Origin of the sequence: Streptomyces sp. NPDC048370, assembly GCF_043200825.1 — a bacterium.
Taxonomy (GTDB): domain Bacteria; phylum Actinomycetota; class Actinomycetes; order Streptomycetales; family Streptomycetaceae; genus Streptomyces.
The window spans coordinates 318,408-342,403 of sequence record NZ_JBICYI010000007.1; the positions used below are offsets into that span (position 1 = coordinate 318,408).

The 23,996-nt window shown below is 69.0% G+C and carries 15 protein-coding genes and 1 tRNA gene; 8 read left to right on the forward strand and 8 right to left on the reverse strand.

Annotated features, from left to right (window positions below; translation table 11 throughout):
- Positions 1-110: 110 nt before the first annotated feature.
- The 4 genes from ACGFYP_RS18530 to ACGFYP_RS18545 all read right to left on the reverse strand — a co-directional run bounded on the left by ACGFYP_RS18530 (position 111) and on the right by ACGFYP_RS18545 (position 3,333).
- Positions 111-902 carry an ABC transporter permease gene (locus tag ACGFYP_RS18530; RefSeq protein ID WP_393494171.1) on the reverse strand — a complete coding sequence of 264 codons (792 nt, stop codon included), beginning with the start codon at positions 900-902 and terminating at the stop codon, positions 111-113.
- Entirely contained in the window at positions 899-1,855 is a 957-nt protein-coding gene (locus ACGFYP_RS18535; RefSeq protein ID WP_393494174.1) for an ATP-binding cassette domain-containing protein, read from the reverse strand. Before ACGFYP_RS18535 ends, ACGFYP_RS18530 begins: the two co-directional genes overlap by 4 nt.
- A gap of 47 nt (positions 1,856-1,902) precedes the next feature.
- Positions 1,903-2,571: a DUF4097 family beta strand repeat-containing protein gene (locus ACGFYP_RS18540; protein WP_393494177.1), complete on the reverse strand. Its 669-nt coding sequence runs from the start codon at positions 2,569-2,571 to the stop codon at positions 1,903-1,905.
- Positions 2,572-2,856: 285 nt separating this feature from the next.
- Positions 2,857-3,333, reverse strand: a complete 477-nt coding sequence (locus ACGFYP_RS18545) for a hypothetical protein (RefSeq protein ID WP_393494180.1) — start codon at positions 3,331-3,333, stop codon at positions 2,857-2,859.
- A gap of 303 nt (positions 3,334-3,636) precedes the next feature.
- Between ACGFYP_RS18545 and ACGFYP_RS18550 the strand changes: the two genes are divergently transcribed.
- A complete protein-coding gene (locus tag ACGFYP_RS18550; protein ID WP_393494183.1) occupies positions 3,637-12,363 on the forward strand; it encodes a DNRLRE domain-containing protein in 8,727 nt (2,908 codons plus the stop codon).
- A 115-nt stretch (positions 12,364-12,478) separates the two neighbouring features.
- Here ACGFYP_RS18550 and ACGFYP_RS18555 read toward each other — a convergent pair whose 3' ends face one another.
- Both ACGFYP_RS18555 and ACGFYP_RS18560 read right to left on the reverse strand, forming a co-directional pair.
- The gene (locus tag ACGFYP_RS18555; protein ID WP_393494186.1) at positions 12,479-12,916 is read right to left on the reverse strand and encodes a DUF5959 family protein; all 438 of its coding nucleotides are present in this window, start codon (positions 12,914-12,916) and stop codon (positions 12,479-12,481) included.
- Between the two features lie 421 nt (positions 12,917-13,337).
- Positions 13,338-13,410, reverse strand: a tRNA-Arg gene (locus ACGFYP_RS18560).
- 302 nt (positions 13,411-13,712) lie between these two features.
- Here ACGFYP_RS18560 and ACGFYP_RS18565 point away from each other — a divergent pair.
- The 4 genes from ACGFYP_RS18565 (at position 13,713) to ACGFYP_RS18580 (ending at position 19,472) form a co-directional block, all read left to right on the forward strand.
- Positions 13,713-15,311, forward strand: coding sequence for a dynamin family protein (locus tag ACGFYP_RS18565; protein ID WP_393494189.1), 1,599 nt, complete (start codon positions 13,713-13,715; stop codon positions 15,309-15,311).
- Positions 15,312-15,491: 180 nt separating this feature from the next.
- Positions 15,492-17,138 (forward strand): GTPase, encoded by a 1,647-nt coding sequence (locus ACGFYP_RS18570; RefSeq protein WP_393494364.1) that lies wholly within the window; start codon positions 15,492-15,494, stop codon positions 17,136-17,138.
- 144 nt (positions 17,139-17,282) lie between these two features.
- Complete coding sequence (locus tag ACGFYP_RS18575; RefSeq protein WP_393494192.1) at positions 17,283-17,780, forward strand: single-stranded DNA-binding protein; 498 nt, start codon at positions 17,283-17,285, stop codon at positions 17,778-17,780.
- A 279-nt stretch (positions 17,781-18,059) separates the two neighbouring features.
- Entirely contained in the window at positions 18,060-19,472 is a 1,413-nt protein-coding gene (locus tag ACGFYP_RS18580; protein WP_393494195.1) for a Cys-Gln thioester bond-forming surface protein, read from the forward strand.
- A 349-nt stretch (positions 19,473-19,821) separates the two neighbouring features.
- Here ACGFYP_RS18580 and ACGFYP_RS18585 read toward each other — a convergent pair whose 3' ends face one another.
- Entirely contained in the window at positions 19,822-20,181 is a 360-nt protein-coding gene (locus ACGFYP_RS18585; RefSeq protein WP_393494198.1) for a hypothetical protein, read from the reverse strand.
- 415 nt (positions 20,182-20,596) lie between these two features.
- On the opposite strand from ACGFYP_RS18585, the gene ettA reads away from it, so the two are divergent.
- The 3 genes from ettA to ACGFYP_RS18600 are packed head-to-tail and all read left to right on the forward strand — an operon-like array spanning position 20,597 to position 23,357.
- Positions 20,597-22,261 carry an energy-dependent translational throttle protein EttA gene (gene ettA / locus ACGFYP_RS18590; RefSeq protein WP_361965997.1) on the forward strand — a complete coding sequence of 555 codons (1,665 nt, stop codon included), beginning with the start codon at positions 20,597-20,599 and terminating at the stop codon, positions 22,259-22,261.
- A gap of 2 nt (positions 22,262-22,263) precedes the next feature.
- A complete protein-coding gene (locus ACGFYP_RS18595) occupies positions 22,264-22,695 on the forward strand; it encodes an acyl-CoA thioesterase (protein ID WP_393494202.1) in 432 nt (143 codons plus the stop codon).
- Complete coding sequence (locus ACGFYP_RS18600) at positions 22,692-23,357, forward strand: hypothetical protein (protein ID WP_393494205.1); 666 nt, start codon at positions 22,692-22,694, stop codon at positions 23,355-23,357. Before ACGFYP_RS18595 ends, ACGFYP_RS18600 begins: the two co-directional genes overlap by 4 nt.
- 20 nt (positions 23,358-23,377) lie before the next feature.
- Here the strand turns inward: ACGFYP_RS18600 and ACGFYP_RS18605 are convergent, their stop codons facing one another.
- On the reverse strand, positions 23,378-23,995 hold the full coding sequence (locus tag ACGFYP_RS18605; RefSeq protein ID WP_393494207.1) for a hypothetical protein: 618 nt from the start codon (positions 23,993-23,995) through the stop codon (positions 23,378-23,380).
- Between the last annotated feature and the right edge of the window lies 1 nt (position 23,996).

Below are 23,996 nucleotides of genomic sequence, written 5' to 3' on the forward strand. Positions count from 1 at the left end.
AAGGGCGGCGTACTCCGACGGTTGGTCGGTGTACGCCGCCCTGAGGTGTTGGCGGGGTGGAACGGTGGGAGCGGGGGTCGCGGGGGCCCTGGCCCGCGTGGTCACGGCGGTTACTTCGGGTCGTCGTTGAACTTCGAGGTCGACCAGAAGTAGCCGAGGACCGCGAGGCCGAGGCACCAGGCGACGGCGAGCCAGCCGTTGTGGCCGATCTCGGTGCCGAGGAGCAGACCGCGCAGGGTCTCGATGGCGGGGGTGAAGGGCTGGTACTCGGCGATCGGCTGGAACCAGCCCGGCATCGAGCTGAGGGGGACGAAGGCGCTCGACAGCAGCGGCAGCAGGATCAGCGGCATCGCGTTGTTGCTGGCGGCCTCGGCGTTCGGGCTGATCAGGCCCATGCCGACCGCGATCCAGGTGAGCGCCATGGCGAAGAGCACGAGCAGTCCGAAGGCCGCGAACCACTCCAGGACGGTGGCGTCGGTCGAGCGGAAGCCGATGGCCACGCCCACCGCGCCGACGAGGACCACGCTCATGACGGACTGCAGCACGCTGCCGACGACGTGTCCCACGAGCACCGAACCGCGGTGGATGGCCATCGTGCGGAAGCGGGCGATGATGCCCTCGGTCATGTCGTTGGAGACGGAGACCGCCGTACCGATCGTGGTGCTGCCGATGGTCATGAGCAGCAGACCCGGGATGATGTAGGCGATGTACTTGGCGCGGTCGGGCCCGCCGCCGCCGATGCCCATGCTCATGGTCTCGCCGAAGATGTAGACGAAGAGCAGCAGCAGCATGATCGGTGTGAGCAGCAGGTTCAGGGTGAGGGACGGGTAGCGCCGGGCGTGCAGCAGGTTGCGGCGCAGCATGGTGGAGGAGTCGCGGACGGCGAGGGAGAGGGAGCTCATCGGACGTTCTCCTTGGTCTGGTTGGGGATGGCGGCGTTGTCGGTGAGGGCGAAGAAGACGTCGTCGAGGTCGGGGGTGTGGACGGTCAGTTCGTCGGCCTCGATGCCGGCGGAGTCCAGCCGGTCGAGGATGGCGCGCAGTTCGCGCTGGCTGCCGTCGCTGGGGAGCTGCAGGGCCAGTGCGTCGTCGTCGAGGGTGGCCTCGCCCAGTGTGGCGGCGGCGGAGCGGTAGGCGGCGGGGTCGGTGAAGCGGAGGCGGATGTGGCCGCCGGGGATGAGGCGCTTGAGTTCTTCGGCGGTGCCTTCGGCGGCGATCCTGCCGTCGTGGAGGACGGCGATGCGGTCGGCGAGCTGGTCGGCTTCTTCCAGGTACTGGGTGGTGAGGAAGACGGTGACGCCGCCGGTGACGAGTTCGCGGATGATCTGCCACATGTTGTGGCGGGAGCGCGGGTCGAGGCCGGTGGTCGGTTCGTCGAGGAAGATGATCCGGGGGTTGCCGACCAGCGTCATGGCGATGTCGAGGCGGCGCTTCATGCCGCCGGAGTAGGTGGAGGCGGGCTTCTTCGCGGCCTCCACCAGGTCGAAGCGCTCCAGGAGTTCGGCGGCGACCCGCCGTCCCTCGCGCTTGGAGAGGTGGTGCAGGTCGGCCATGAGGAGCATGTTCTCCTCGCCGGTGATCAGGCCGTCGACGGCGGAGAACTGGCCGGTGACGCCGATGGCGGCGCGTACGGCCTGCGGTGCGGTGGCGAGGTCGTGGCCGCCGACGTGGGCCTGGCCGCTGTCGGCGGTGATGAGCGTGGAGAGGATCTTCACGGCGGTGGTCTTGCCGGCGCCGTTCGGCCCGAGCAGTGCGAACACGGACCCGGTCGGGATGCGCAGGTCGACACCGTCGAGGACGGTCTTGTCACCGTAGGACTTGCGCAGTCCGTTCGCCGCGATGGCGAGGTCGGTCATGGGGGTCACTCCTTGTCAGAGGCAGGGGGCTCGGAGACTGCGGGCGATCAGAGGCTGCGGGCGGTGATGTCGCCGTAGGCGGTGGTCGCGTGAATGCTCAGTGCGTCGCCGGAGCCGTCGTTCTGAAGCGCGTTGTGGACCCGCCCGTAGGTGGTGCCGGCGTCGAGGGAGGCGGAGACGCCGCGGGCCGCGCCGACGGAGATCCCGCCGGACTCGGTGCGCAGGGTGAGGGTGCCGCGGGTGGCCTCGGCGATACGGATGTCACCCTGCTGGGTGCTGATCTCGGCGGACCCGTCCAGGCGGGCGACGGCGACGTCACCGGCCTGAAGGACGAGCCGGGCGCCGGCGGTCTCGTCGAGCTCGACCACGCCCTGCTGCCCCTCGAACTCGACGTCGCCGAGCCGCCCGACACTCCGGAGTTCGGCGGCGGCCGCCTTCGCCTCGACCCGGGAGCCGGCGGGCAGTTGGACGGTCACCTCGATGGCCCCGCTGTTCCCGAGGACCCGGCTCTTCGCCTCCGGAACCTCGACCCGCAGGACGCCGTCGCCGTAACCGACGACGACCTGCTCGGCCGCCTTCACGTCCCGCCCCTTCGAGGCGTCCACGGGCCGCACCTCGACCGTGGCGTCGCCCCGCTCGGCGGCGACCAGCCGGATGACTCCGGCGGGGATGTCGAGGACGGCGGTGACGGGGGCGGTGGTGTCGAAGGTCTGCATGATGTTCTCCTTGGCTTCGCTGTTTCCGATGAGTGAAACACTACGTTGCGTTCGTAGAACCAGCAACAAGCTTGTTGCGTAGAAACCAAGTAATCCCAGGTAGTTGCCGCATTTTCGTTGCAACGGGGGTGAGATCTAACGCAACGATGCCCCCTCGATGCGTTGCAATGAATTGAAACTGAACGCTATGCGGGGGCGCACACGCCATCGGCGCACGAAAAAGGGCCCTCCCGAAGGAGGGCCGGCGGGCGAACGGACCGGGCGGCAGGGTCCTGGAGTGCCGCGTCACCCCTCGCCGTCGTCGGCGGGCAGCTCGCCCGTGCACGTGGCGCGTCCGAACTGGCCCATGGCGGTGGCGCGCTGGACGTGCTTGCCGTGGATCGCCAGGGTGCAGGCCGCCTGTCCGCCCTTCCCGTCGAGGACGACGGCGACCGTCGGGGCCTTGCCGAGAGGCACCTGGACCGACTTCTTCCAGGGAAGCGTGACGGCCTTCTCGACCGTGCCGGTGCCGGCCTCGCTGCGGGCGAGGTAGGAGATCTCGGCGGTCCCCGTACCCGTGACCTCGTACGTCACCTCGGCCGTCGGCGCGGCGCGCGGCTTCGGCGGCTCATCGGTGTCGAGCATGCCGTAGCCGACGAGCCCGAAGCAGGCGAGCAGGGCGATGCCGGCGATCAGCAACCCCCGCCGATCCGGGGAGCCTTCGGCGCTCTCGTGTCCGTTCTCTTCCCGTACGGCACTTTCCGCGAGTTCATTGGATGACATGAAAGAGCCCGGCTTTCGGTGAGCTGACAGATGAACCGGGCGGTTATACACCAACTCGCCGACCGAGCGCGAACGAGCGGAAGAACCGGGCGAACGGCACCTCTTTCCGGCGCGCAATTGTCCCGTATGTCACCAGGGTTGACCAGACGTCAGAAGACTGATTAGAAAACCCCCTGCGATGCTCATGAGGGGTGGTTCGCCTCCACCCCGTGGTCACTTCGCATTACTCCAAGCCGGGCGGAAACCTCCGCTCCGGCTCGTTCGGCGTGCCCATTTTCGCCTGGCGACGATGCGGGTGCGCCGATGCCGAAAGGTATTGAAGTGAAAGTTCAGTACAGGAGATATCTCTCCTGTCTTGTTGTTTCGGCGGTAGCGGGCACGCTATTGCCGCAGGTCGCCCATGCCGCTCCCGAATCGCCGTCGAAGGACGACGACAAGGGCGTATTCGACACGCTCGCGGGCTGGTTCTCGGACGACGGCGACGGCGAGGGCGAGTCGAAGCCCCCGGCCGGTGGAAAGCTGGAGATACCCAGCCGGGAGAAGCTGCCGAAGGGCGAGAAGCTCCCGAAGGCGAAGCGGGTCAAGGAACTCACGGACAGGCGCACCTCGCAGGCGCGCTTCTGGCAGCTGTCGGACGGGCGGATCGAGGCCGAACTGACGGCCGTGCCGACGTCGTACAGGTCAGGGAATTCCTGGAAGCCGGTCGAGACCACCGTGCGCGCCACCCAGGACAAGGGCTTCGATTTCGCCAACACCGCGAACACCGGCAAGAGCTGGTTCGGCTCCGACGCCGGCAAGTTCATGCGTTTCGAGGCGGAGGGCGGCGGGGCGGTCACGTTCGGCCTGACCGGCGCCGGTTCGCTCAAGCCGGAGGCGGAGGGCGACCGGGTCGTCTACAAGGACGCGGTCGCCGGTGCGGACCTGTCGTACCGGGTCGGCAACGGCCAGGTGAAGGAGGACATCGTCCTCGCCGAGCGCCCGGCCGGTCCGGTCTCGTTCACCTTCACCCTGGACACCGAGGGCGGTCTGACGCCGAAGACCCGCAAGGACGGCTCGATCGCCTTCTTCGGCGAGGCTCCGGGCACTCCGGTGATGGTGATCCCGGCTCCGTACATGACGGACGCCAAGAAGGACCCGCAGTCGGTCACCGGCGGTACGTACAGCACCAAGGTCACCCAGAAGCTGAGCCGGGACGCCGACGGCAAGGGCTGGAAGCTGACCATCACGCCGGACGCCAAGTGGCTCGCGGCGAAGGAGCGCCAGTACCCGGTCGTCATCGACCCGACGATCACGATCACGCCGATCGCCTCGGCCTCCGAGGACACGATGGTCCTCTCGGACCAGCCGGCGGTGAACTTCAACAACACCTGGAAGCTGTCGGTCGGCAAGACCGACACCGGTATCGCCCGTTCACTGATCAAGTTCCCGCTGAACGAGGTCCCGGCGGGCGTGAAGGTCGACGCGGCCCGGCTGAGTCTGTACTACGACCAGGCGCACACCACCAACGGCAATGCCGCCGCCCTCGAGGCGCACCGGGCCACCGGGGCGTGGAGCGAGGCGGGCGCGACGCCCGCGACCTGGTCCAACACCAGCGCGCTTGTGGGCGAACTGTCCGGCACCACCGTGTCCCTGGACGACGGCGACGCCGGTACGGCGGCGGTCGGCGAGTGGCCGCGATCCACCACGACCGGCGGCGCCGCGACCAACGACGACTACGCCTCCAACAAGAACGCGCTCACGGGCGAGTCGTACACCTGGCAGCCGAGGGTCCCGGAGACCGACACGTACCGGGTGGACGTGCACTACCCGGCCGCGGCGGACGCGGCCACGGCCGCCCCGTACACCGTCACCCACAACGGCGGCACCAAGAACTACACGGTCAACCAGACCGGTACCGGCGGCGTCTGGAAGACCCTGGACGCGGCCGAGCTGAGCTTCGCCAAGGGGAACGCCGGCAAGGTCGCCCTCGGTGACACCGGCTCGTCCACGACCCGTACGCTGGCGGACTCGGTGCGGCTTGTGAACCCCGCCGAGATCACCAAGCCCGCCTGGGCGTACAACAAGTGGCACGACTTCCCCGTCGCCGACACGGTCCAGAAGTGGGTCTCCGGCACGGCGACCAACCACGGCTTCGTGCTGAAGGCCAAGGACGAGTCGGGCACCGCGCCGACCGGCGGCCCGCGCTACGAGGCGGCCGACGGCAACGTCTACGGCGGTGAGACCTCCACGTACCCGCGCCTCACCGTGACGTACGGGGCTGTCGGTACGTCGCTGAACTCGCCGACCGTCGTCCACTCCACCGGTCCTGAGCTCTCATGGCCGGCGTACGCCAACGGCAGCGGTGACACCGGTCTGGACATCGTGGAGTACCAGCTGCACCGCTCCACGCAGCAGGTCTTCACCCCGTCCGCCGCGACGCTGATCGCGCCGATCGGCTCGACCGTGACGACGTACACGGACACCACGGCGGTGCCGACCCCGGACTCCAGCTCCAGCGAGATCGGGAAGTCGTACTACTACCAGCTCGCGGTCAAGACCCAGAGCGGGCAGCTGCTCGGGTCGCCGACCCGCATCGTGGGCATCCCCAAGGCCGGCCGGACGATGAAGATCATCCAGGCGGGCCAGACCGACACCACGCTCTCCTCGCAGCAGCCGACCGTCAACCACGACGGTCTTGTCTCCGGCACGCCGCAGACGTGGCTGAGCGTCGGCAACAACTCCGGCACGTACGGCAAGACCCGCGCGGCCCTGAAGTTCCCCACCACATCCATCCCCACCACCGCCACGGTGCTGGAGACCAAGATGTACATGTGGGGCGCGGAGACCACCAGCACGACCAACGGTGCGATCTACGAGCTCCACGCCCTGACCCGGGACTTCACCGAGACCCAGGCGACGTGGAACAACGCGAACTCGACGACTCCCTGGACCACCGCGGGCGGTGACTTCTCGGCCACCGTCTCCGACACCGTTCCGCAGATCACCGACGAGGTCGGGCGTCACTGGTGGGACTCCACCGGACTGATGCAGTCCTGGGTCAAGACGCCCGCCAACAACAAGGGCGTCCTGGTCAAGCTGAAGGACGAGACCACCACCGGCCCGCAGGAGCGCACGCTGTTCCTGTCGTCCGAGGCCTCCGACCCGCAGCTGCGGCCGTACATGCAGGTCATCTACGTCGACTCGACGACCGAGGACACCTACTACGCGCCGCAGACCCCGGCCCGGATGACCCCGAACTCGCAGTACACGGTCGAGTTCACCGTCACCAACACGACGGCGACGGCATGGGCGGCGGGTGAGCGGGAGCTGTCCTACACCTGGAAGCTCCCGGACGGCACGGACGTGACGACCGGCGGCAACCAGCTCGAGACGGCCGTCCCGGCGCTGCTGCCGGGCAAGTCGGCCACGATCCAGGCCCAGGTCGCCACCCCGATCAACTCGGACTCGGGCAACAAGCGCAACGAGTACGTGCTGGGCTGGGACGTGCGCAAGATCGCGGACGGTACGTGGCTGTCCGCCGGGACCGGCGGCATTCCGTCACTGAAGCAGAACGTGGCGGTGGAGGACCCGACCTCCAACACGCTGGGTCTGGAGAAGTTCTACTCGTACACGGGCAAGAACACCGGTGCCGGGTCCACGGTCATGAACAACCTGGCCTCGGGCAACACGGTCTGGTCGTACAACGCGTTCACCAACCCCGGGCGCGGTCTGAACACGTTCGTCCGGTTCGCGTACAACAGCCTCGACACCTCGGACACGGTGGCCGGACACGGCTGGTCGTTCCAGGCCGCCGGTCCGATCCGGCTGGGTGCGCCGCTGGACTTCCACCCGAACCCGAACCCGACCGAGGTCAGGCTCCCGGACGGTGACGGCACCACGCACACCTTCCGCTGGGACGCCACGAACAGCGTGTGGAAGGCGCCGGCCGGTGTCCACTACAAGCTGACGATGAAGGCGGGCCTGGACTGCAAGCCCACCAAGGACCCGGTCCCGGACGCCTGGACTCTGACCCGTCCCGACGGGACACGGTTCCTGTTCGGCTGCGACGGCTACATGACGTCGGTGATCGACAAGAACGGCAACACGCAGACGTACACGTACGAGGAGCGCAAGTCCAACAACAAGCCGACGAAGTTCCTCAAGTACATCACCGACCCGGCCGGCCGCCAGTCGCTCACCGTCACGTACTTCAACAAGGGTGACGCGAGCTACGAGTACATCAACGCCTCGGGCGCGAAGGTCACGGGGTCGAACCTGACCAACTCGAAGATCTACGACCACGTGAAGTCCATGACGGACATCTCGGGCCGCAAGATCTCCTTCTACTACACCGACAAGGGCCTGCTCGGACAGTTCGCCGACGGTGACGGATCCAGCCAGCCCAAGGTGTTCGCGTTCACCTACGACGCCACGCAGGGGAACAAGAACGTCAAGCTGGTCAAGGTCACCGACCCGCGCGGCAACGCCACCCAGCTGGCGTACTTCGCGCCGCAGGCCGGCGACGACCCGAAGTACCACTGGTGGACCAAGACGATCAACGACCGGCTGAACGGCGTGACGGGCTTCGCCTACGCGGTCGACGCCACCAACTCCAAGTTCATCGACGCAACGGTCACGGATGCCGAGTCGCATTCCTCGACGTCGGTTCTCGACGACTTCGGCCGGCCCGTCCAGATGACCAACGCCAAGTCCCAGACCACCAAGATGTCCTGGGACGCGGACAACAACGTCACGTACCTGGAGGAGGACAACGGCGCGAAGACGGCCTACTGCTACGACCAGAAGACCGGCTACCCGCTGTGGCAGCGCAACGCCGAGAACAACAAGGCGGGCGTCCCCGCTCCGGCCGACTGCGCCCCGGGCGTCTTCCCGGCGAACGCGCAGAAGTTCGAGTACCAGACCCGTGTCGACGGTTTCTCGGCCGATCTGTTCCGAAAGACATCCGTCGAAGGACGCACCTGGCAGTTCGGCTATGACTCCTTCGGCAACCTGAAGACGGTCACCGACCCCAAGGGCGTCTCCACCACCTCGGTTCCCGACGACTACACCACGACGTACGAGTACGACTCCTACGGCCAGCTCACCAAGGCGACCGACGCCAACGGCAACCCGACCACCAACAGCGGATTCGGGCCCACCGGCTACCCGGCCACGATCACCGACGCGCTGAACAACGCGACGACGTACGTGTACGGCGAGCGCGGGCAGGTCCTCGAAGCAACGGATGCGTTGGGCAAGAAGGTCACTCAGACCTACGACGTCTTTGGGCGTCCCCTGGTCGGCACCGTCCCGAAGGACCAGGCGAAGGGGGAGCGGATCACCTCACCCGCTCCCGAGTACGACGCCAACGACAACGTGACGAGGTCGACCTCGCCGAACGGCGCGGTGTCCACGGCGGTCTACGACGCGGCCGACCAGGTCACCGCGGCCACGGCCCCCAAGGACACGGCCACCTCCGCCGAGCGGAAGACCCTGTTCAGCTACGACCGTGTGGGCAACGTCAGGACGAGTACGGAGCCCAAGGGCGCCTTGACCACCACGGACGCCACCGACTACATCACCACGCAGAACTACGACGAGATCTACCAGCTGACCAGCGCGGTGAACTCGCTCGGCGACAGGATCTCGTACACGTACGACAACGTCGGCAACGTGACGACGATCTCCGACCCGAAGAAGAGCCGGACGCCGGACACGACCGATTTCACGTCGAAGATGGCCTACGACCTGAACCACAGGGTCACCACGGTCACGGACGCGGCGGGCAAGTCGACGACGCGCATCTACGACAAGGACTCTCTGGTCGTCGAGTCCAAGGACCAGGCGAACAGCAGCACGTACGTCGTGTACGACGAGCGGGGCAAGCAGAAGGAGGTCCGGGTCCCCTACGAGGGCACCACGTACCGCACGAGCCGATTCGAGTACGACGAGATCGGCAACACCACCAAGGTGATCAGCCCGCGTGGTGTGAACACCGCCGCCGCCGACGACTTCGTCTCGCGCACCGAGTACGACGCGCTGAACCGGCCCGTCAAGCAGTACCAGCCGTACGACCCGGCGGACGCCCGGTACAACGACCCCAACGTCTACACCCAGACGGTGTACGACGCCGTGGGCCGCGTGTCGAAGAGCTCGCTGCCGCCGTCCGAGGGCCAGACGGTCCGTAACGACTCGGTCGTCGAGTACTTCGACAACGGCTGGGTGAAGAAGTCCACCGACCCGTGGGACATCGTCACCACCTTCGACTACAACGAGCTCGGCCAGCAGACGGCCCGTACGCTCACCTCGGCCGACGCCTCCACGTCCCGCACCATGGGCTGGTCGTACTTCCCGGACGGCAAGCTCAAGTCGAAGACGGACGACGGTGTACCGGTCGGCAGCGCGGTGGTCGTCGTCGACAACTCCGACACGCAGCACACGACCGCCACGGGTACCTGGACGAAGGGGAGCGTCTCGGGCCAGCAGGGCTACGACCACCAGGTCCACGCCGCCGGCACGGGCACGGATGCCTTCACCTGGACCCTGAACATCCCCAGGGACGGGACCTACACCGCCTACGCGAAGTTCCCGCAGGTCACGGGAGCGGCCACCACCGCGAAGTACACCGTGACCCACGCCTCCGGCACGGCTTCGGTGACCAAGGACCAGAACGCGTCCGCCGGCACCTGGGTGCCGCTGGGCACGTACGCCTTCACGCAGGGCAACACGGCCAAGCTCAAGCTGGAGCAGAACGGCGCCGGCGTCGTCGTCGCCGACGGCGTCAAGCTGGTACGCGACACCACCGGTGAGACGGACAGCGAGAAGCACTCCTTCGCCTACGCCTACGACGTCAACGGCAACATGTCGTCGATCGACGACACCTCGTCGGGGACGAAGATCGACGCCTACACGATCGCCTACACGGGCCTCAACCAGGTCCAGAAGGTGACCGAGGCGCTCGCCGGGCAGGAGAAGAAGTCCACGGCCTACACGTACGACGTGAACGGCAAGCCGGAGACGGTCACGCACCCCGACCAGTTCTCCCGGTACACCTACGACCTCCGGAACCTGGTCACGTCGGTCTCGGTGGGCAAGTCGCCCACCGACCCGTCGCCGAAGGAGTCGTCGTACACGTACACCGACCGTGGCCAGAAGCTGAAGGAGACGAAGGCAAACGGCAATGCGGTCGACCACACGTACTACCTGAACGGTGTGGTCAAGTCCCTGACGGAGAAGAAGCCGAACGGCACGCTCGTCTCCTCGCACACCTACGCCTACGACGCCAACGGCAACAAGGCGCAGGACGTGGCGAAGAAGATGAACGCCGACAACCACGCGGCGTACCTCGACTCCACCACGAACTACACCTACGACCCGGTCGGGCGGCTCGCGAAGTCCGTCAAGACGGGTGTCGGCGCGGGCACCGAGACGTACACCCACGACGACAACGCCAACGTCATCAACCAGACGGTCAAGGGCGTGACGACGGCGTACGTCTACGACCGCAACCGCCTGCAGAGCGCCGCGGCCGGCGGCGTCTCCTCCTCGTACAACTACGACCCGTTCGGGCGTCAGGAGTCGGTGACCTCCGGCGGCCAGATCATCGAGCGGCAGATCTACGACGGCTTCGACCATGTGGTGGAGTCGCAGCGCAAGGACGCCGGCGGCGCGATGAAGGCGACGACGTTCACCTTCGACCCGCTCGACCGGACCTCGTCGAAGACCGCGGACGGCAAGACCACCGACTTCACGTATCTCGGCCTCTCCAACGAGGTCCTGAACGAGGAGGTCGCGGGCAAGCTGACCAAGTCGTACCAGTACAGCGCGTGGGGCGAGCGTCTGTCGCAGGTCACGCACAACGGCGACGGCACGACCGAGGACGGCTTCTACGGCTACAACAGCCACACCGACGTCGAGACGGTCACCGACAAGAACGGTGACTCGAAGGCGACTTACGGCTACACGGCCTATGGCTCCGACGACTCCTCGGAGTTCACCGGAATCGACAAGCCCGACGCGGCCGACCCCACCAAGGAGGCGTACAACCCGTACCGCTACAACGCCAAGCGCTGGGACTCCCGGTCGGGCACGTACGACATGGGATTCCGCGACTACAACCCGGGGCTGAACCGCTTCACGACCCGGGACATGTACAACGGTGCCCTGTCGGACATGAACCTCGGTGCGGACCCCTTCACCGGGAACCGCTACGCCTTCGCCGGCGGCAATCCGACGAGCTTCATCGAAATGGACGGCCACCTTCCGTGCGCGGAGGGAATCAGGGATGTGTGCGGGGGCGGCTCCGGGGCCTCCATGTTCCTCGCGCCACCCAGCAATGTGAACCTGTGCGACACCAGGTGCGAGAAGGCGTTCAAGTACTCGATGGACAACATCTCGCTGCTGGCGACGGACCTCGTTCCGGCGGACCAGCGCCAGCCTCTCCCGGCCGAAGGCGGGGCGGTGGGGGCGGCTCCGAAGGTCGGAGGCGGATCGGTCCCCGGCGCGGCCGTGAGCTTGCTCCTGCGGGTCCTCATGAACGGCGCCGAGGCGGAGGCATGGCAGACGCCGCAGCGCATGTACGTGGACGGTGCCGAGGACAAGGGCAAGGACTGCCTGAACAGTCGCGACACCGCGAGCGCCATCTGGAACAGCTCCCCCGACATCATGAAGCGCGCGACGGGAGGCTTCGCCTGTCTCAACCCGGCCGATGCGGACGAGAAGGACAGCCGGGATCCGCAGACCCCACAGGGTTGGAATCTCCAGGGTGCCGACGAGCAGTGGGACAGGTCCCATCTGATCGCACGTGAGTTCGGCGGCAGTTCCCGGCGCGAGAACATCGTCCCCATGTCGATGTACGCGAACCAGACGGGGATGCGGTCGGTCGAGTACGAGATCAGGCGACGCCTCAATGCGGGCGAGAAGGTCTATTACCAGTCCATACCGGTGTACAACCCTGACTCAGGACTTCCGGTCGGGGTGCACATGTACGTCGCCAGTTCCAGTAGCCCCTCGTTCTCCAGGTTGGTTCCCAGCCAGATCTATCCGAGGTAACGGATAGGGGAACCGAGTGCCCTGCCTCCTCTCGCAACCGGGAGGAGGCGGGGCACTCTCACGTCCGGGGTGGGATGCAATTGCACTGCGCGACCGAATAGGGGATTACTCCCGCTCATCCGTTCTGGTCGGGCCATTCCTTCAGGACTTCGTCGAGCCGAGAGCGCAGCTCATCGATCCAGCCGTCGGCCAGATCCAACAGCACCTGGGCCGTCGCCTGGGACATCGAGCGATCGACCACGGAGACCCGAACGCGCTCTTCGTCCTCATCGCGGTCGACGATCTCGATGTGCAGCTCGGCTGCCTTCTGCCCCTTTCGCCATGAGGCATTCCCGTCCTGTGCCAGCTGGTCCAGGACCGTCCGCCATGCGGTGAGATCCTCAGGGAAGATCCATGTCGGCAGCGTTCCCTTGACGAACTTCGTATCGACGGCGATCTCACCGACGAGCACCCGGGGGTCTCCCTTGGTGTCCCGGCCGCTCACGCGAATTACCACGCTGTTTCCGTACAGCCCGGCCAGGTGAATCAGATCGACAGACCTTTGCTCCGGCACGTCAACTCCTCGTCGATTGAGTATGCGTGGGAACGCTACCGCACGGCTCGTCGATGAAATCAGTACGTCATACCGTGTGACGGCGGCACGGAGTCCCCGTGGAAGCTGCCGCCGTCCGCGCTGCCGAGTACCGGGCCCGGCTCCGGAGGCGACCGCCCGGAGACCGCGGCGGCCGAGAGCGCCTCGGACCGCCGGTGAGCCGGATCCGAGGGCCGGCCGGCCGTCGTCCGGCAGGGCGGGCGGTGGGTGGCCGGGGCTTCGGGCGTTTTTTCGGGCCGATCGGCCGCCAGAGGTCATCCACGCCCGGTTTCAGCCGGACTGATCAAGCCGCCCGCGGCCCTCCGCCCGGCGACCGCGTCGGCGTCGTAAAACAGCCGCTGACCAGCAAAAGGACCCTCCCGAAGGAGGGTCCGTGATAGAGCGCCCCCGGCAGGACTCGAACCTGCGGCCAAGTGCTTAGAAGGCACCTGCTCTATCCACTGAGCTACGGGGGCCGGGTGGTGGGTCGGTGGCCGGGAGCCCCTGGTGGGTGGGGCGTGGCCGGTCGGGACAAGGATAGGGCTCCGATCCCCTTGGCCCGGTTGCTTCACCTGCGTGCCACGATGTGGAGGTTCGGTGAAGCGGAACGATAATCGCAGGCAGGTGCGATTCCTGCAGTGTTTTTCACGCCACTCGGCCCGGGTGTTGTGCACTCGTTATGCCTGAGGCGCCCGTCATCCTTCGTTCCGTCGGCGCGCAGGGCCCTTATACGCTTCAAAAAGGCTCCAAAATTGGGCATTCTTCGCATGTGGTGACCTTGGACGAACGGCCTCAGCTGATCGACGCACTCTCCGCCCTGCGCGACTGTGTCGCCGCCGTGCGTCTCCCACTCCCCCTCCCAGGCGCCCCACGCGCCCGCCAGACCCGGGCCGAGCTCCTCGCTCAGCTCGACGACTATCTGGTGCCCCGGCTGAAGGACCCCCACGCCCCCCTGCTCGCCGTCGTCGGCGGATCCACCGGGGCCGGGAAATCCACCCTCGTCAACTCCCTTGTGGGGCGCCGCGTGAGCGAGGCCGGAGTGCTCCGGCCCACCACCCGTACGCCCGTGCTCGTCTGCCACCCCGACGACCACCACTGGTTCGCCGGCATGCGCGTCCTGCCCCAGCTCACCCGCGTCTGGCTGCCCCAGGACGAGGAGGCGGGCGACGAACCCCAGGAGGAGAACGCGCTCCGCGTCGAGACCTCCTCCGCCCTCGTCCCCGGGCTCGCCCTGCTCGACGCCCCCGACATCGACTCCCTCGTCGTCGAGAACCGGCTCCTCGCCGCCGAGTTGATCTGCGCCGCCGACATCTGGGTCATGGTCACGACCGCCTCGCGGTACGCCGACGCCGTCCCCTGGCACCTGCTCCGTACCGCCAAGGAGTACGACGCCACGCTCGTCACCGTCCTCGACCGCGTCCCGCACCAGATCATCGGCGAGGTCTCCCGGCAGTACGAGGCCCTGCTCGACAAGGCGGGACTCGGAGAGGTACCCCGGTTCACCATCCCCGAGCTGCCCGAGTCCGCGGGCGGCGGCAGCGGGCTGCTGCCCGACAACGCCGTCGCCCCGCTGCGCGCCTGGCTCGCCCACCGCGCCCAGGACCCCGCCGCGCGCCAGCAGGCCGTCGGCCGGACCGCCACCGGCGTCATCGACTCCCTCGACAGCCGGATGCCCGAACTCGCCGGGGCGGTCGCCGCCCAGTACGCCGCCGCCGTCCGGCTCGGCGGCGCGGTCGACGGCGCGTACGAGGAGCAGGGCGAGCGCGTCCGGCAGCAGCTGCGCCGCGGCGCCGTCCTCGCCGGAGACGCCCGCACCCGCTGGCGCGGCTACCCCCGCGACAGCTCCGCCGGCGAGCTCCTCGACGCCCTCGTCGAGTCGCTCGCCGCCCTGCTCCAGTGCGCTGCCGCGGCCGCCGACGAACGCGTACGGGACGCCTGGCGCCGCGAACCCGCCGCGGCCGCCCTGGGCGCCCAGGCCGCCCCCGACCGGGAGGCGGCCGAGCGGATCGAGCTGACCGTACGGCGCTGGCGGCGCGAACTCGAAGAGCTCGCCGAGGACGAGCTCCGCACCACCGACCGGCCCGGCACCGCCCGTACCGCCGCCCCCGAGGCCGACACCGTCGCCGCCCTGCTCGCCGCCGCCCTCCTCGGCGGCCGCCGCACCCGCAGCGCCGGCGAGCGCCTCGCCGAACTGCTCGGCGCCCAGGCCGCCCTGCGCCTGCGCGACAAGGGCGGCGCGCTTCTCGTGGCGTACGTCGACCGAGCCCTGCACACCGAACGCGACCGGCGTCTCGCGCCCCTCGACGCCCTGGATGTGACTCCCGAGCCGCAGGCGGAGCTGATCGCCGCGCTCTCCGTACTGAAGAAGGAGAAGTGAGGACCGGTGAGCAGCAGCACGGTGGACGACCGCGCGGACGACCGCTGGGACGACGGCCTGATCGCACGGCGGGCGAGCGAACGGGACGCCTCGCCGCACGAAGACGCCCCCGGGGCCCCCGACGGAGCGGAGGAGGACAGCCTTCCGCCGCTCGGCGGGCAATACGGCGGCTCCCTGCGCATGCGCCTCGACGCCCTCCACGACCTCGTCGGCCTCTCCCGTACGCGCCTGGAGACCGACGCCCTCGCCGAGGCCGGGCTCGCCGAGGCCGGACGGGTCCTCGACGAGGCCGCCGCCCGCCAGCGGCTCTCCGCCCGGCACACCGTCGTCGCGATCGCCGGACCCACCGGCAGCGGCAAGTCGACGCTCTTCAACGCCCTCGCGGGCGTTCCCGTCTCCGAGACCGGGCTTCGCCGCCCCACGACCTCCGCGCCCATCGCGCTCAGCTGGTCCGAGGGCTCCGCCGGACTCCTCGACCGCCTCGCCGTCCCCGGCAGGCTCCGCCGCCGCCCCCTCGCGGGCGGGGCCGCCGACGAGGACCTCCAGGGCCTCGTCCTGATCGACCTGCCCGACCACGACTCCGCCGTCACCGGCCACCGCGACCAGGTCGACCGCGTCCTCGGCCTCGTCGACGCCGTGATCTGGGTCGTGGACCCGGAGAAGTACGCCGACGCGGCGCTCCACGAGCGCTATCTGCGCCCGCTCGCCGGCCACGCCGAGGTCACCTTCGTCGTCCTCAACCAGATCGACCGGCTGGGCGAGGAGGCCTCCGACCTCGTCCTGGACGATCTGCGCCGCCTCCTCGACGAGGACGGCATGGCCCTCGGCGAACACGGCGAACCCGGCGCCACCGTCCTCGCGCTCTCCGCCCTCACCGGGGAAGGCGTCGGCGAACTGCGCGAACTCCTCGGCCGGTTCGTCACGGAACGCACCGCGCCCGCGCTCCGCCTCTCGGCCGACGTCGACGCGGCGGCGGCCCGGCTCCGCCCCGCGTACGTCTCCGACGGCCAGACCGGCCTCGGGGAGCGGGCCAGGGAGGACTTCGCGGCCCGACTCGCGGTCGCCGTCGGCGCCACCGCGGCGGGCGAGGCCGCCGAACGCGTCTGGCGCAGGGGCGCCATCCGCGCCTGCGGCACGCCCTGGCTACGCCTCTACCGCTGGTACGAACGGCTCCGCGCCCACGGTTCCACCGACCCGCGCCTCCAGGCGCCCCTGGAGGACGAACTCACCGCCCGGCAACGCGTGGAGCAGGCCGTACGGGTCGTGGCCGACGACGCCTCGCGCGGGCTTCCGGGGCCGTGGGCGCAGGCGGTGCGCGAGGCGGCCGAGCGCGGCGCCGACGGGCTGCCCGAGGCGCTCGACGAACTCGCCACGAGCATCGGCGACCAGGCCGCCCGGCCCCCGCGCCCGGCGTGGTGGCCGGCGGCGGTCCTGGCGCAGGTCCTGATGACGTTCCTGCAGATCTTCGGCGCGCTGTGGCTGGTCGGCCAGATCGTCGGCGTCGTGGAGCCCGGGCTGCTGCCGCCCGTCCTCATCATGCTCGGCGGCATCGTCGGCGGCCCGCTGGTGGAGTGGGCGTGCGCGGCGGCGGTGAAGGGGCCGGCCCGTCGGTACGGCCAGGAGGCCGAACGGAAGTTGCGGGAGGCGGCGGCCGCGTGCGGACGGGCCCGGGTCCTGGACCCGATCGGCGCCGAGTTGATGCGCTACCGCGAGGTGCGCGACCAGTACGTGACGGTGTCGGGGACGCGTTCGGGGGCGCGGGTGGCGCGTCTTGGTGGGGTCGGCACGCGGTGGGGCGGTACGAGGCCGGGGGCGCGGCTGAGGTGAGTTTTCACCCTTCGGGGTGAGGGAGTTGTCCCCAACCCGGCAGGCGTCCACAGCCCTCGGCGGGATGCGGCGGACCGGTCCACCATGGAGTCGGTCGAAGGCACCGAAGTACTCCAAAAGGCTGTGAAACGGGGGAGGAACGACATGAACGACACGATGGTGACGCTCGTCGGGAACGTGGCGACGAGCGTGGAGTACCGGGACACGGCGACGGGTGGGGTGGCCCGGTTCCGGTTCGCGGTGACCGCGCGCCGTTGGGACCGGGAGCGGGGCGCTTGGGCGGACGGACGCACCAGCTTCTACACGGTGTTCGCGTGGCGGGCGCTCGGCGCCAACCTCGCCGCGTCGGTCTCGGTGGGGGAGCCGCTGGTGGTGCACGGCCGGTTGCGGGTGCGGGAGGAGGACGTGTCAGGGGAGGACGGCGGGCAGCAGGAGGGCCGGCGGAGGACGTTCGTGGACGTCGACGCGGTGGCGGTGGGCCACGATCTGACGCGCGGTACGGCGGCGTTCCGCAGGGTGGTGAAGGGCGAACCGCGTTCGATGGAACGTCAGGGGAACGGAGGTGGGGGCGGGATGGACCGGGATCCGTGGGAGGCTCCGGAGGCGCCGACGTCACCCAAAGTGCTGGAGCCCGTGCTCTGAGCGCGAGTTGTGGGAGATTTGTCGACACTGTGACCTGCGACTTCCCGCTCCGGACGGTCCGGTGATAACGATTCTGAGTCGGTATGGTTATCAGGTCGTATGGGCGGGCACCGAGCCCTTCCCCGTCCCTAGGATTCCCAGGTACTCATACGGGACTTGAGTAAGCACTTGAGTCGACAGTGAGTCAACCGGGTCTGTGATTCTGCTGGCGATGCGCTCCCCCCACGTGTCATGTCATGACGGCGACGGCACGGAGCAGCTCGCCCGGAGGGGAAATTCATGTTTTCTGTTCGGAGGCGCGGCGTTGCCCGCCTTGCCGCCGCGACCGTGGTCTCGGGCCTCGTCGCGGCCGGCGCGATAGCCGTTGCGGGACCGGCGCTGGCCGAGGACGGGGCTGACGGCACCGGCGGCGCGACCGCCACGCTGGGCAAGCTCACCGTCTTCGACACGGTCAAGATCAAGGGCAAGGGCGAGATCTCCGCCGGCCTGTTCGAGATGCAGGCGACGCCCGGTGGCACGCTGCAGACCTACTGCATCGACCTCTACACCGGCGCCAAGACGGGCCAGGAGTACAAGGAGGTCGGCTGGGACCAGTCCTCCCTGCACAACAACGAGAACGCGGGCAAGATCCGCTGGATCCTGCAGAACTCCTACCCGCAGGTGAACGACCTCAACGCCCTGGCGAAGAAGGTCGGCGCGAAGAACCTGACCGAGAAGACCGCCGCTGCCGCCACGCAGGCCGCGATCTGGCACTTCTCGGACAACGTCGACGCCAAGCCGCTGAACAAGAACGCCAAGAAGCTGACCGAGTACCTGGAGAAGGAGGCGGTGAACCTGGAGGAGCCCAAGGCCTCCCTCAGCCTCTCCCCGGCCTCCGTCGCCGGTAAGTCGGGCGAGCGTCTCGGCCCGGTCACCGTCAGCACCAACTCCGCCACGGCCGCGGTCTCCCTCGCGCCGGGCGCCCCCGCGGGCGTCAAGCTGGTCGACAAGGACGGCAAGGTCGTCACCAACGTCGCCAACGGCGGCCAGGTGTTCTTCGACGTCCCCGCCGGCACGCCGGACGGCGCCGCCGAGCTCAAGGTCCAGGCCGACACGACCGTTCCGATCGGCCGTGCCTTCGTCTCGACCAAGGTCAAGAGCCAGACCCTGATCCTGGCCGGCACCAGCACCTCCAGCGTCACCGCCAAGGCCACGGCCACGTGGGCCAAGAAGGGCGCGATCCCGGCCGTCACGGCCGAGAAGAACTGCGCCAAGGGCGGCCTGGACGTCACGGCGTCCAACGAGGGTGACGAGGACTTCAACTTCGAGCTCAAGGGCAAGAAGGTCACCATCGGCGCCGGCCAGTCGAAGACGGTCACGATCCCGCTCGCCGAGGACGAGGCCTACGACTTCACGATCACCGGCCCGAACGGCTTCGAGAAGAACTTCAAGGGCGTCCTCGACTGCAAGACGGCCACCCCGGGCCCGCTCCCGTCGGAGACCCCGTCGACCGAGCCCTCCGTCTCCACCTCGCCCACCCCGAGCACGACGGGTGGCACCACCGGCACCACCGGCTCCACCGGTGAGGGCGACCTCGCCGAGACCGGCAGCTCCAACGCCACCCCGATGATCGCCGGCATCGCCGCGCTCCTCGTGGTCCTCGGCGGCGGCGCGGTCTTCTTCCTCCGCAAGAAGAAGACGGCCGGCCAGTAGCACCCCCGCCTCACGGCACCCGACGGCCCCGACGCGCACTCCGCGCGTCGGGGCCGTCGCGCCACCCTGACGTACGAAGGCCGCGACGCGGCGGCCCGCCTCTTCGCCGCCATCTTCGACTCGGGCCGCAGGGTCGACCTCGTACCGACCCGAGCCAACGGCCAACCGGCCTTCGCCGCCTACCTCCGCCCCCCTACGGGCCCCCGCCCCGGATCAGGCCTCTTCGTCCTCACCCTCACCGCCGACCGAATCAGCGCCTTCACCCGCTTCGAGGAGACCCACCTCCCCCACTTCGGCCTCCCCGCCGCACTCCCCGGCCGAGCGACGTAGCGCCCGCACCCGCTCCCGTTCAGAAGCCACTACAGGTGGCAGCCGCCGACGGCCCTGAGGCGGTGGCCGTCGTGGGCGTGCCGTCGTCCACGATCACCGAACAGGTGGCGGTGCCGCCCGTCCCGCTGAGACTGATGAGCAGGGACCCGCCCTTCACGAAGCCCTTGGTCTCCAGGGTCTTCCGCCACGGCAGTGACGTGACGGTCTCGGACCTCGACGAGACACCGTCGTCGTTCCAGACGGAGTACGCGATGGTCACGTCTCTGGCATCGCCCGTGACCGCGTACTCCACGGTGACCGTCTTCGACACCTCGTTGGAGACGGTCACGAAGACGGCTACGCACCCGCCTGCCGCCAGGAGGACCAGCACGAGCAGCACCCAGGGCCACCTCCGCCGCCGTCCGGGCGGCGGTACTGCTCCATAGGGAGGCCCCCCGCCCGGCGGGGCCTGCCACCCAGGCCCGGATCGAGGCTGCTGCGCACCCGCCCCCCACGTCTGCCGATATGGCTCTGGCCGCGGCTCCTGACCCGACGAGTGTTCGCTCATGCAGCCAGCGTCCGCCGGCGCCCGCACCCACGCGACTCCGCCGTGCCCAGCACCCCAGCTCCGCCATGGCCCGCATGAAGAGGACGGGCCAGGGGCCCTCTGGCGACCAACAGTGACAGGCCCGCTACGAGAGTGATCCGGGAAATCCCAGGTCAGGGCGTTCCGTGACTACTGGTTCGCACCCAGGGGTGGCGGTCAGGCAAGATGGGGTGTATCTGCCCACTCACTCTTTGCCGGACGGTTTCTCTTGGCTGAGTACATCTACACGATGCGCAAGACGCGCAAGGCGCACGGCGACAAGGTCATCCTCGATGACGTGACGCTGAGCTTCCTGCCCGGTGCGAAGATCGGTGTGGTCGGCCCGAACGGTGCCGGTAAGTCCACCGTCCTCAAGATCATGGCCGGCCTCGAGCAGCCGTCCAACGGTGACGCGTTCCTGTCGCCCGGCTACACCGTCGGCATGCTCCTGCAGGAGCCGCCGCTCGACGAGTCCAAGACCGTCCTGCAGAACGTCCAGGACGGCGCTGCCGAGATCATGGGGAAGCTTCACCGCTTCAACGAGGTCGCCGAGCTCATGGCGACCGACTACTCGGACGCGCTCATGGAGGAGATGGGCAAGCTCCAGGAGGACCTGGACCACGCCAACGCCTGGGACCTCGACGCGCAGCTCGAGCAGGCCATGGACGCCCTGGGGTGCCCGCCCGGCGACTGGGCCGTCACCAACCTCTCCGGTGGCGAGAAGCGCCGCGTCGCGCTCTGCAAGCTGCTCCTGGAAGCCCCCGACCTGCTGCTCCTCGACGAGCCCACCAACCACCTGGACGCCGAGTCCGTGCAGTGGCTGGAGCAGCACCTCGCCAAGTACCCCGGCACCGTCGTCGCCGTCACCCACGACCGGTACTTCCTCGACAACGTCGCGGAGTGGATCCTGGAGCTCGACCGCGGTCGCGCCCACCCCTACGAGGGCAACTACTCCACCTACCTGGAGAACAAGGCGACCCGCCTCAAGGTCGAGGGCCAGAAGGACGCCAAGCGCGCCAAGCGCCTGAAGGAAGAGCTCGAGTGGGTGCGGTCGAACGCCAAGGGGCGTCAGGCCAAGTCCAAGGCCCGTCTCGCTCGCTACGAGGAGATGGCCGCCGAGGCCGACAAGATGCGGAAGTTGGACTTCGAGGAGATCCAGATCCCGCCGGGCCCGCGTCTGGGCTCGATCGTCGTCGAGGTGAACAACCTCTCCAAGGCCTTCGGCGAGAAGGTCCTGATCGACGACCTGTCCTTCACCCTGCCCCGTAACGGCATCGTCGGCATCATCGGCCCCAACGGCGCCGGCAAGACCACGCTCTTCAAGATGATCCAGGGCCTCGAGACCCCGGACTCCGGCGAGATCAAGGTCGGCGAGACCGTCAAGATCTCGTACGTCGACCAGAGCCGCGCCAACATCGACCCCAAGAAGACCCTGTGGGCCGTCGTCTCCGACGAGCTGGACTACATCAACGTCGGACAGGTCGAGATGCCGTCCCGGGCGTACGTCTCCGCCTTCGGCTTCAAGGGCCCGGACCAGCAGAAGCCGGCCGGCGTGCTCTCCGGCGGTGAGCGCAACCGCCTCAACCTGGCGCTCACCCTCAAGCAGGGCGGCAACCTGCTGCTCCTCGACGAGCCGACCAACGACCTCGACGTGGAGACCCTGTCCTCGCTCGAGAACGCGCTCCTGGAGTTCCCGGGTGCGGCCGTGGTCGTCTCCCACGACCGCTGGTTCCTCGACCGGGTCGCCACGCACATCCTGGCGTACGAGGGTGAGTCGAAGTGGTACTGGTTCGAGGGCAACTTCGAGTCCTACGAGAAGAACAAGATCGAGCGCCTGGGTGCCGACGCGGCCCGTCCGCACCGCGCCACGTACAAGAAGCTGACCCGAGGCTGAGCGTGCGCCATATCTACAGCTGTCCCCTGCGCTGGTCGGACATGGACGCCTTCGGGCACGTCAACAACGTCGTCTTCCTGCGGTACTTGGAAGAGGCGCGGATCGACTTCATGTTCCGGCTCGCGCCGGGCGATGGTTCGCCGTCGTTCTCCGGCGGGTCCGTCGTGGCCCGGCACGAGATCGACTACGTACGGCCGTTGGTGCACCGGCACGCCCCGGTCACCATCGAGTCGTGGGTCACGAAGATAGGCGCGGCGTCGCTGACGATCGCGTACGAGATCAAGGACCCGGACGTGACGTACGTACGGGCCTCGACGGTCGTCGTCCCCTTCGACCTCGAAGCCCAGCGGCCGCGCCGGATCTCCGCCGAGGAACGGTCGTTCCTGGAGGAGTACATGGACGACGGGATGCAGGGCAGGGCCGCCGCCGCATGATCGCGCCGCTGCACTTCGCCGACGCCAGGGAGGCGGCGGACCTCGCCGCCTTCCTGGCCCGGCTGATCCACTACGACCGCGCCGCCGCCGTCCGTCTCCAGGCCGGTGGCGGCGCGCTCGCCGTCTTCGGACGGCCGCCGTCGTTCGAGGTGCTCGCGATCCGTACGGCACGTCTCGAGGACGCGGTCGACCTGGACGTCACCGTCTCCGCCGGTGAACTCCTCGAAGGCATCGAGGAGTCGGCGGGGAAGGCCGTCGTCCCCGACGCCGTCACCGGGCCGCCGTGGGCCGGCGTCCTGCCGCCCCGGGGTGGCTGGGAACCGGTCGCCGGACTGCCCGGCGCGGCCGGTCTGCGGGGCGCGGTCGCGGTGGCCGTCGCCGAATTCCGGGCGCGGGACGAGGAGTTGCCGGAGGATCGGCGCACGCGGGCGGAGCGGGACCGGATCGGACGCGAGATCTGGTCGCGGACGGTCGCGACGACCGGGCTTCCGCTGCGGGCCGTCCACGCGGCGCAGTCCCTGGGCTTCCTGCCGGGGGAGGGCGTGCCGGTGGCGCTCTTCGCCTCGGGCCCGTGGCTCCGGCTGCGTACCCCGTACGGGTCGATAGCGCTGCGGACCGCAGCCGGCGGACCGATGTCCCTCACGGTCACCCCCGGCCGCTGACACCTCCCGCCCCGAGTCCCTCACCGTCGACCCCGGTCGTCGACCCGCCCCTCCGGGGCCTCCCTCGCGATCGCGACCACCGAGGCCGCCGCCGCCAGGGTCAGCAGGGCCGCGGGGATCCACGGGGATCCCCGTGGCACGTTCTCGCTCTCCAGGACCGGGTCCATGCGGCGGGCCGAGTCGTAGGCGATGCGTACCTTCCCGCCCTCGTCGGCGACCTTCTCCTCGGCGCCGAACTCGGACGGATAGCCGCCCGGGCAGTCCAGCGGGTGGTGGAAAAGGGTCTTGGGCCGCGGAGCCCCTTCGCCGAACGTCGGGTAATGGGTCACCCTGACCTTGCCCACCACGACGCACGCGACGACCTCGTCCCGCGTCGTCGAGTCCCGCACCTCCACCCACACCGCCGCCAGACCCGCCACCATCAGCAGCGCCCCGAGACAGCTTCCGCCCTCACGGAACAGCGCGTTGTGGGCCACCAGGGCCGCGACGGTCAGGGCGAGACCGACCAGCACGGCGATCGCGGTGGGCGTCCCCGCGCCGCCCCCGAGACTCCCGTCGGCCCAGAGGTACAGCAGCGCCCCCGTGCCCAGGGGCACCACCACCGCGCCGAGGTACGACAGCGCCTTCCCCATCCCCATG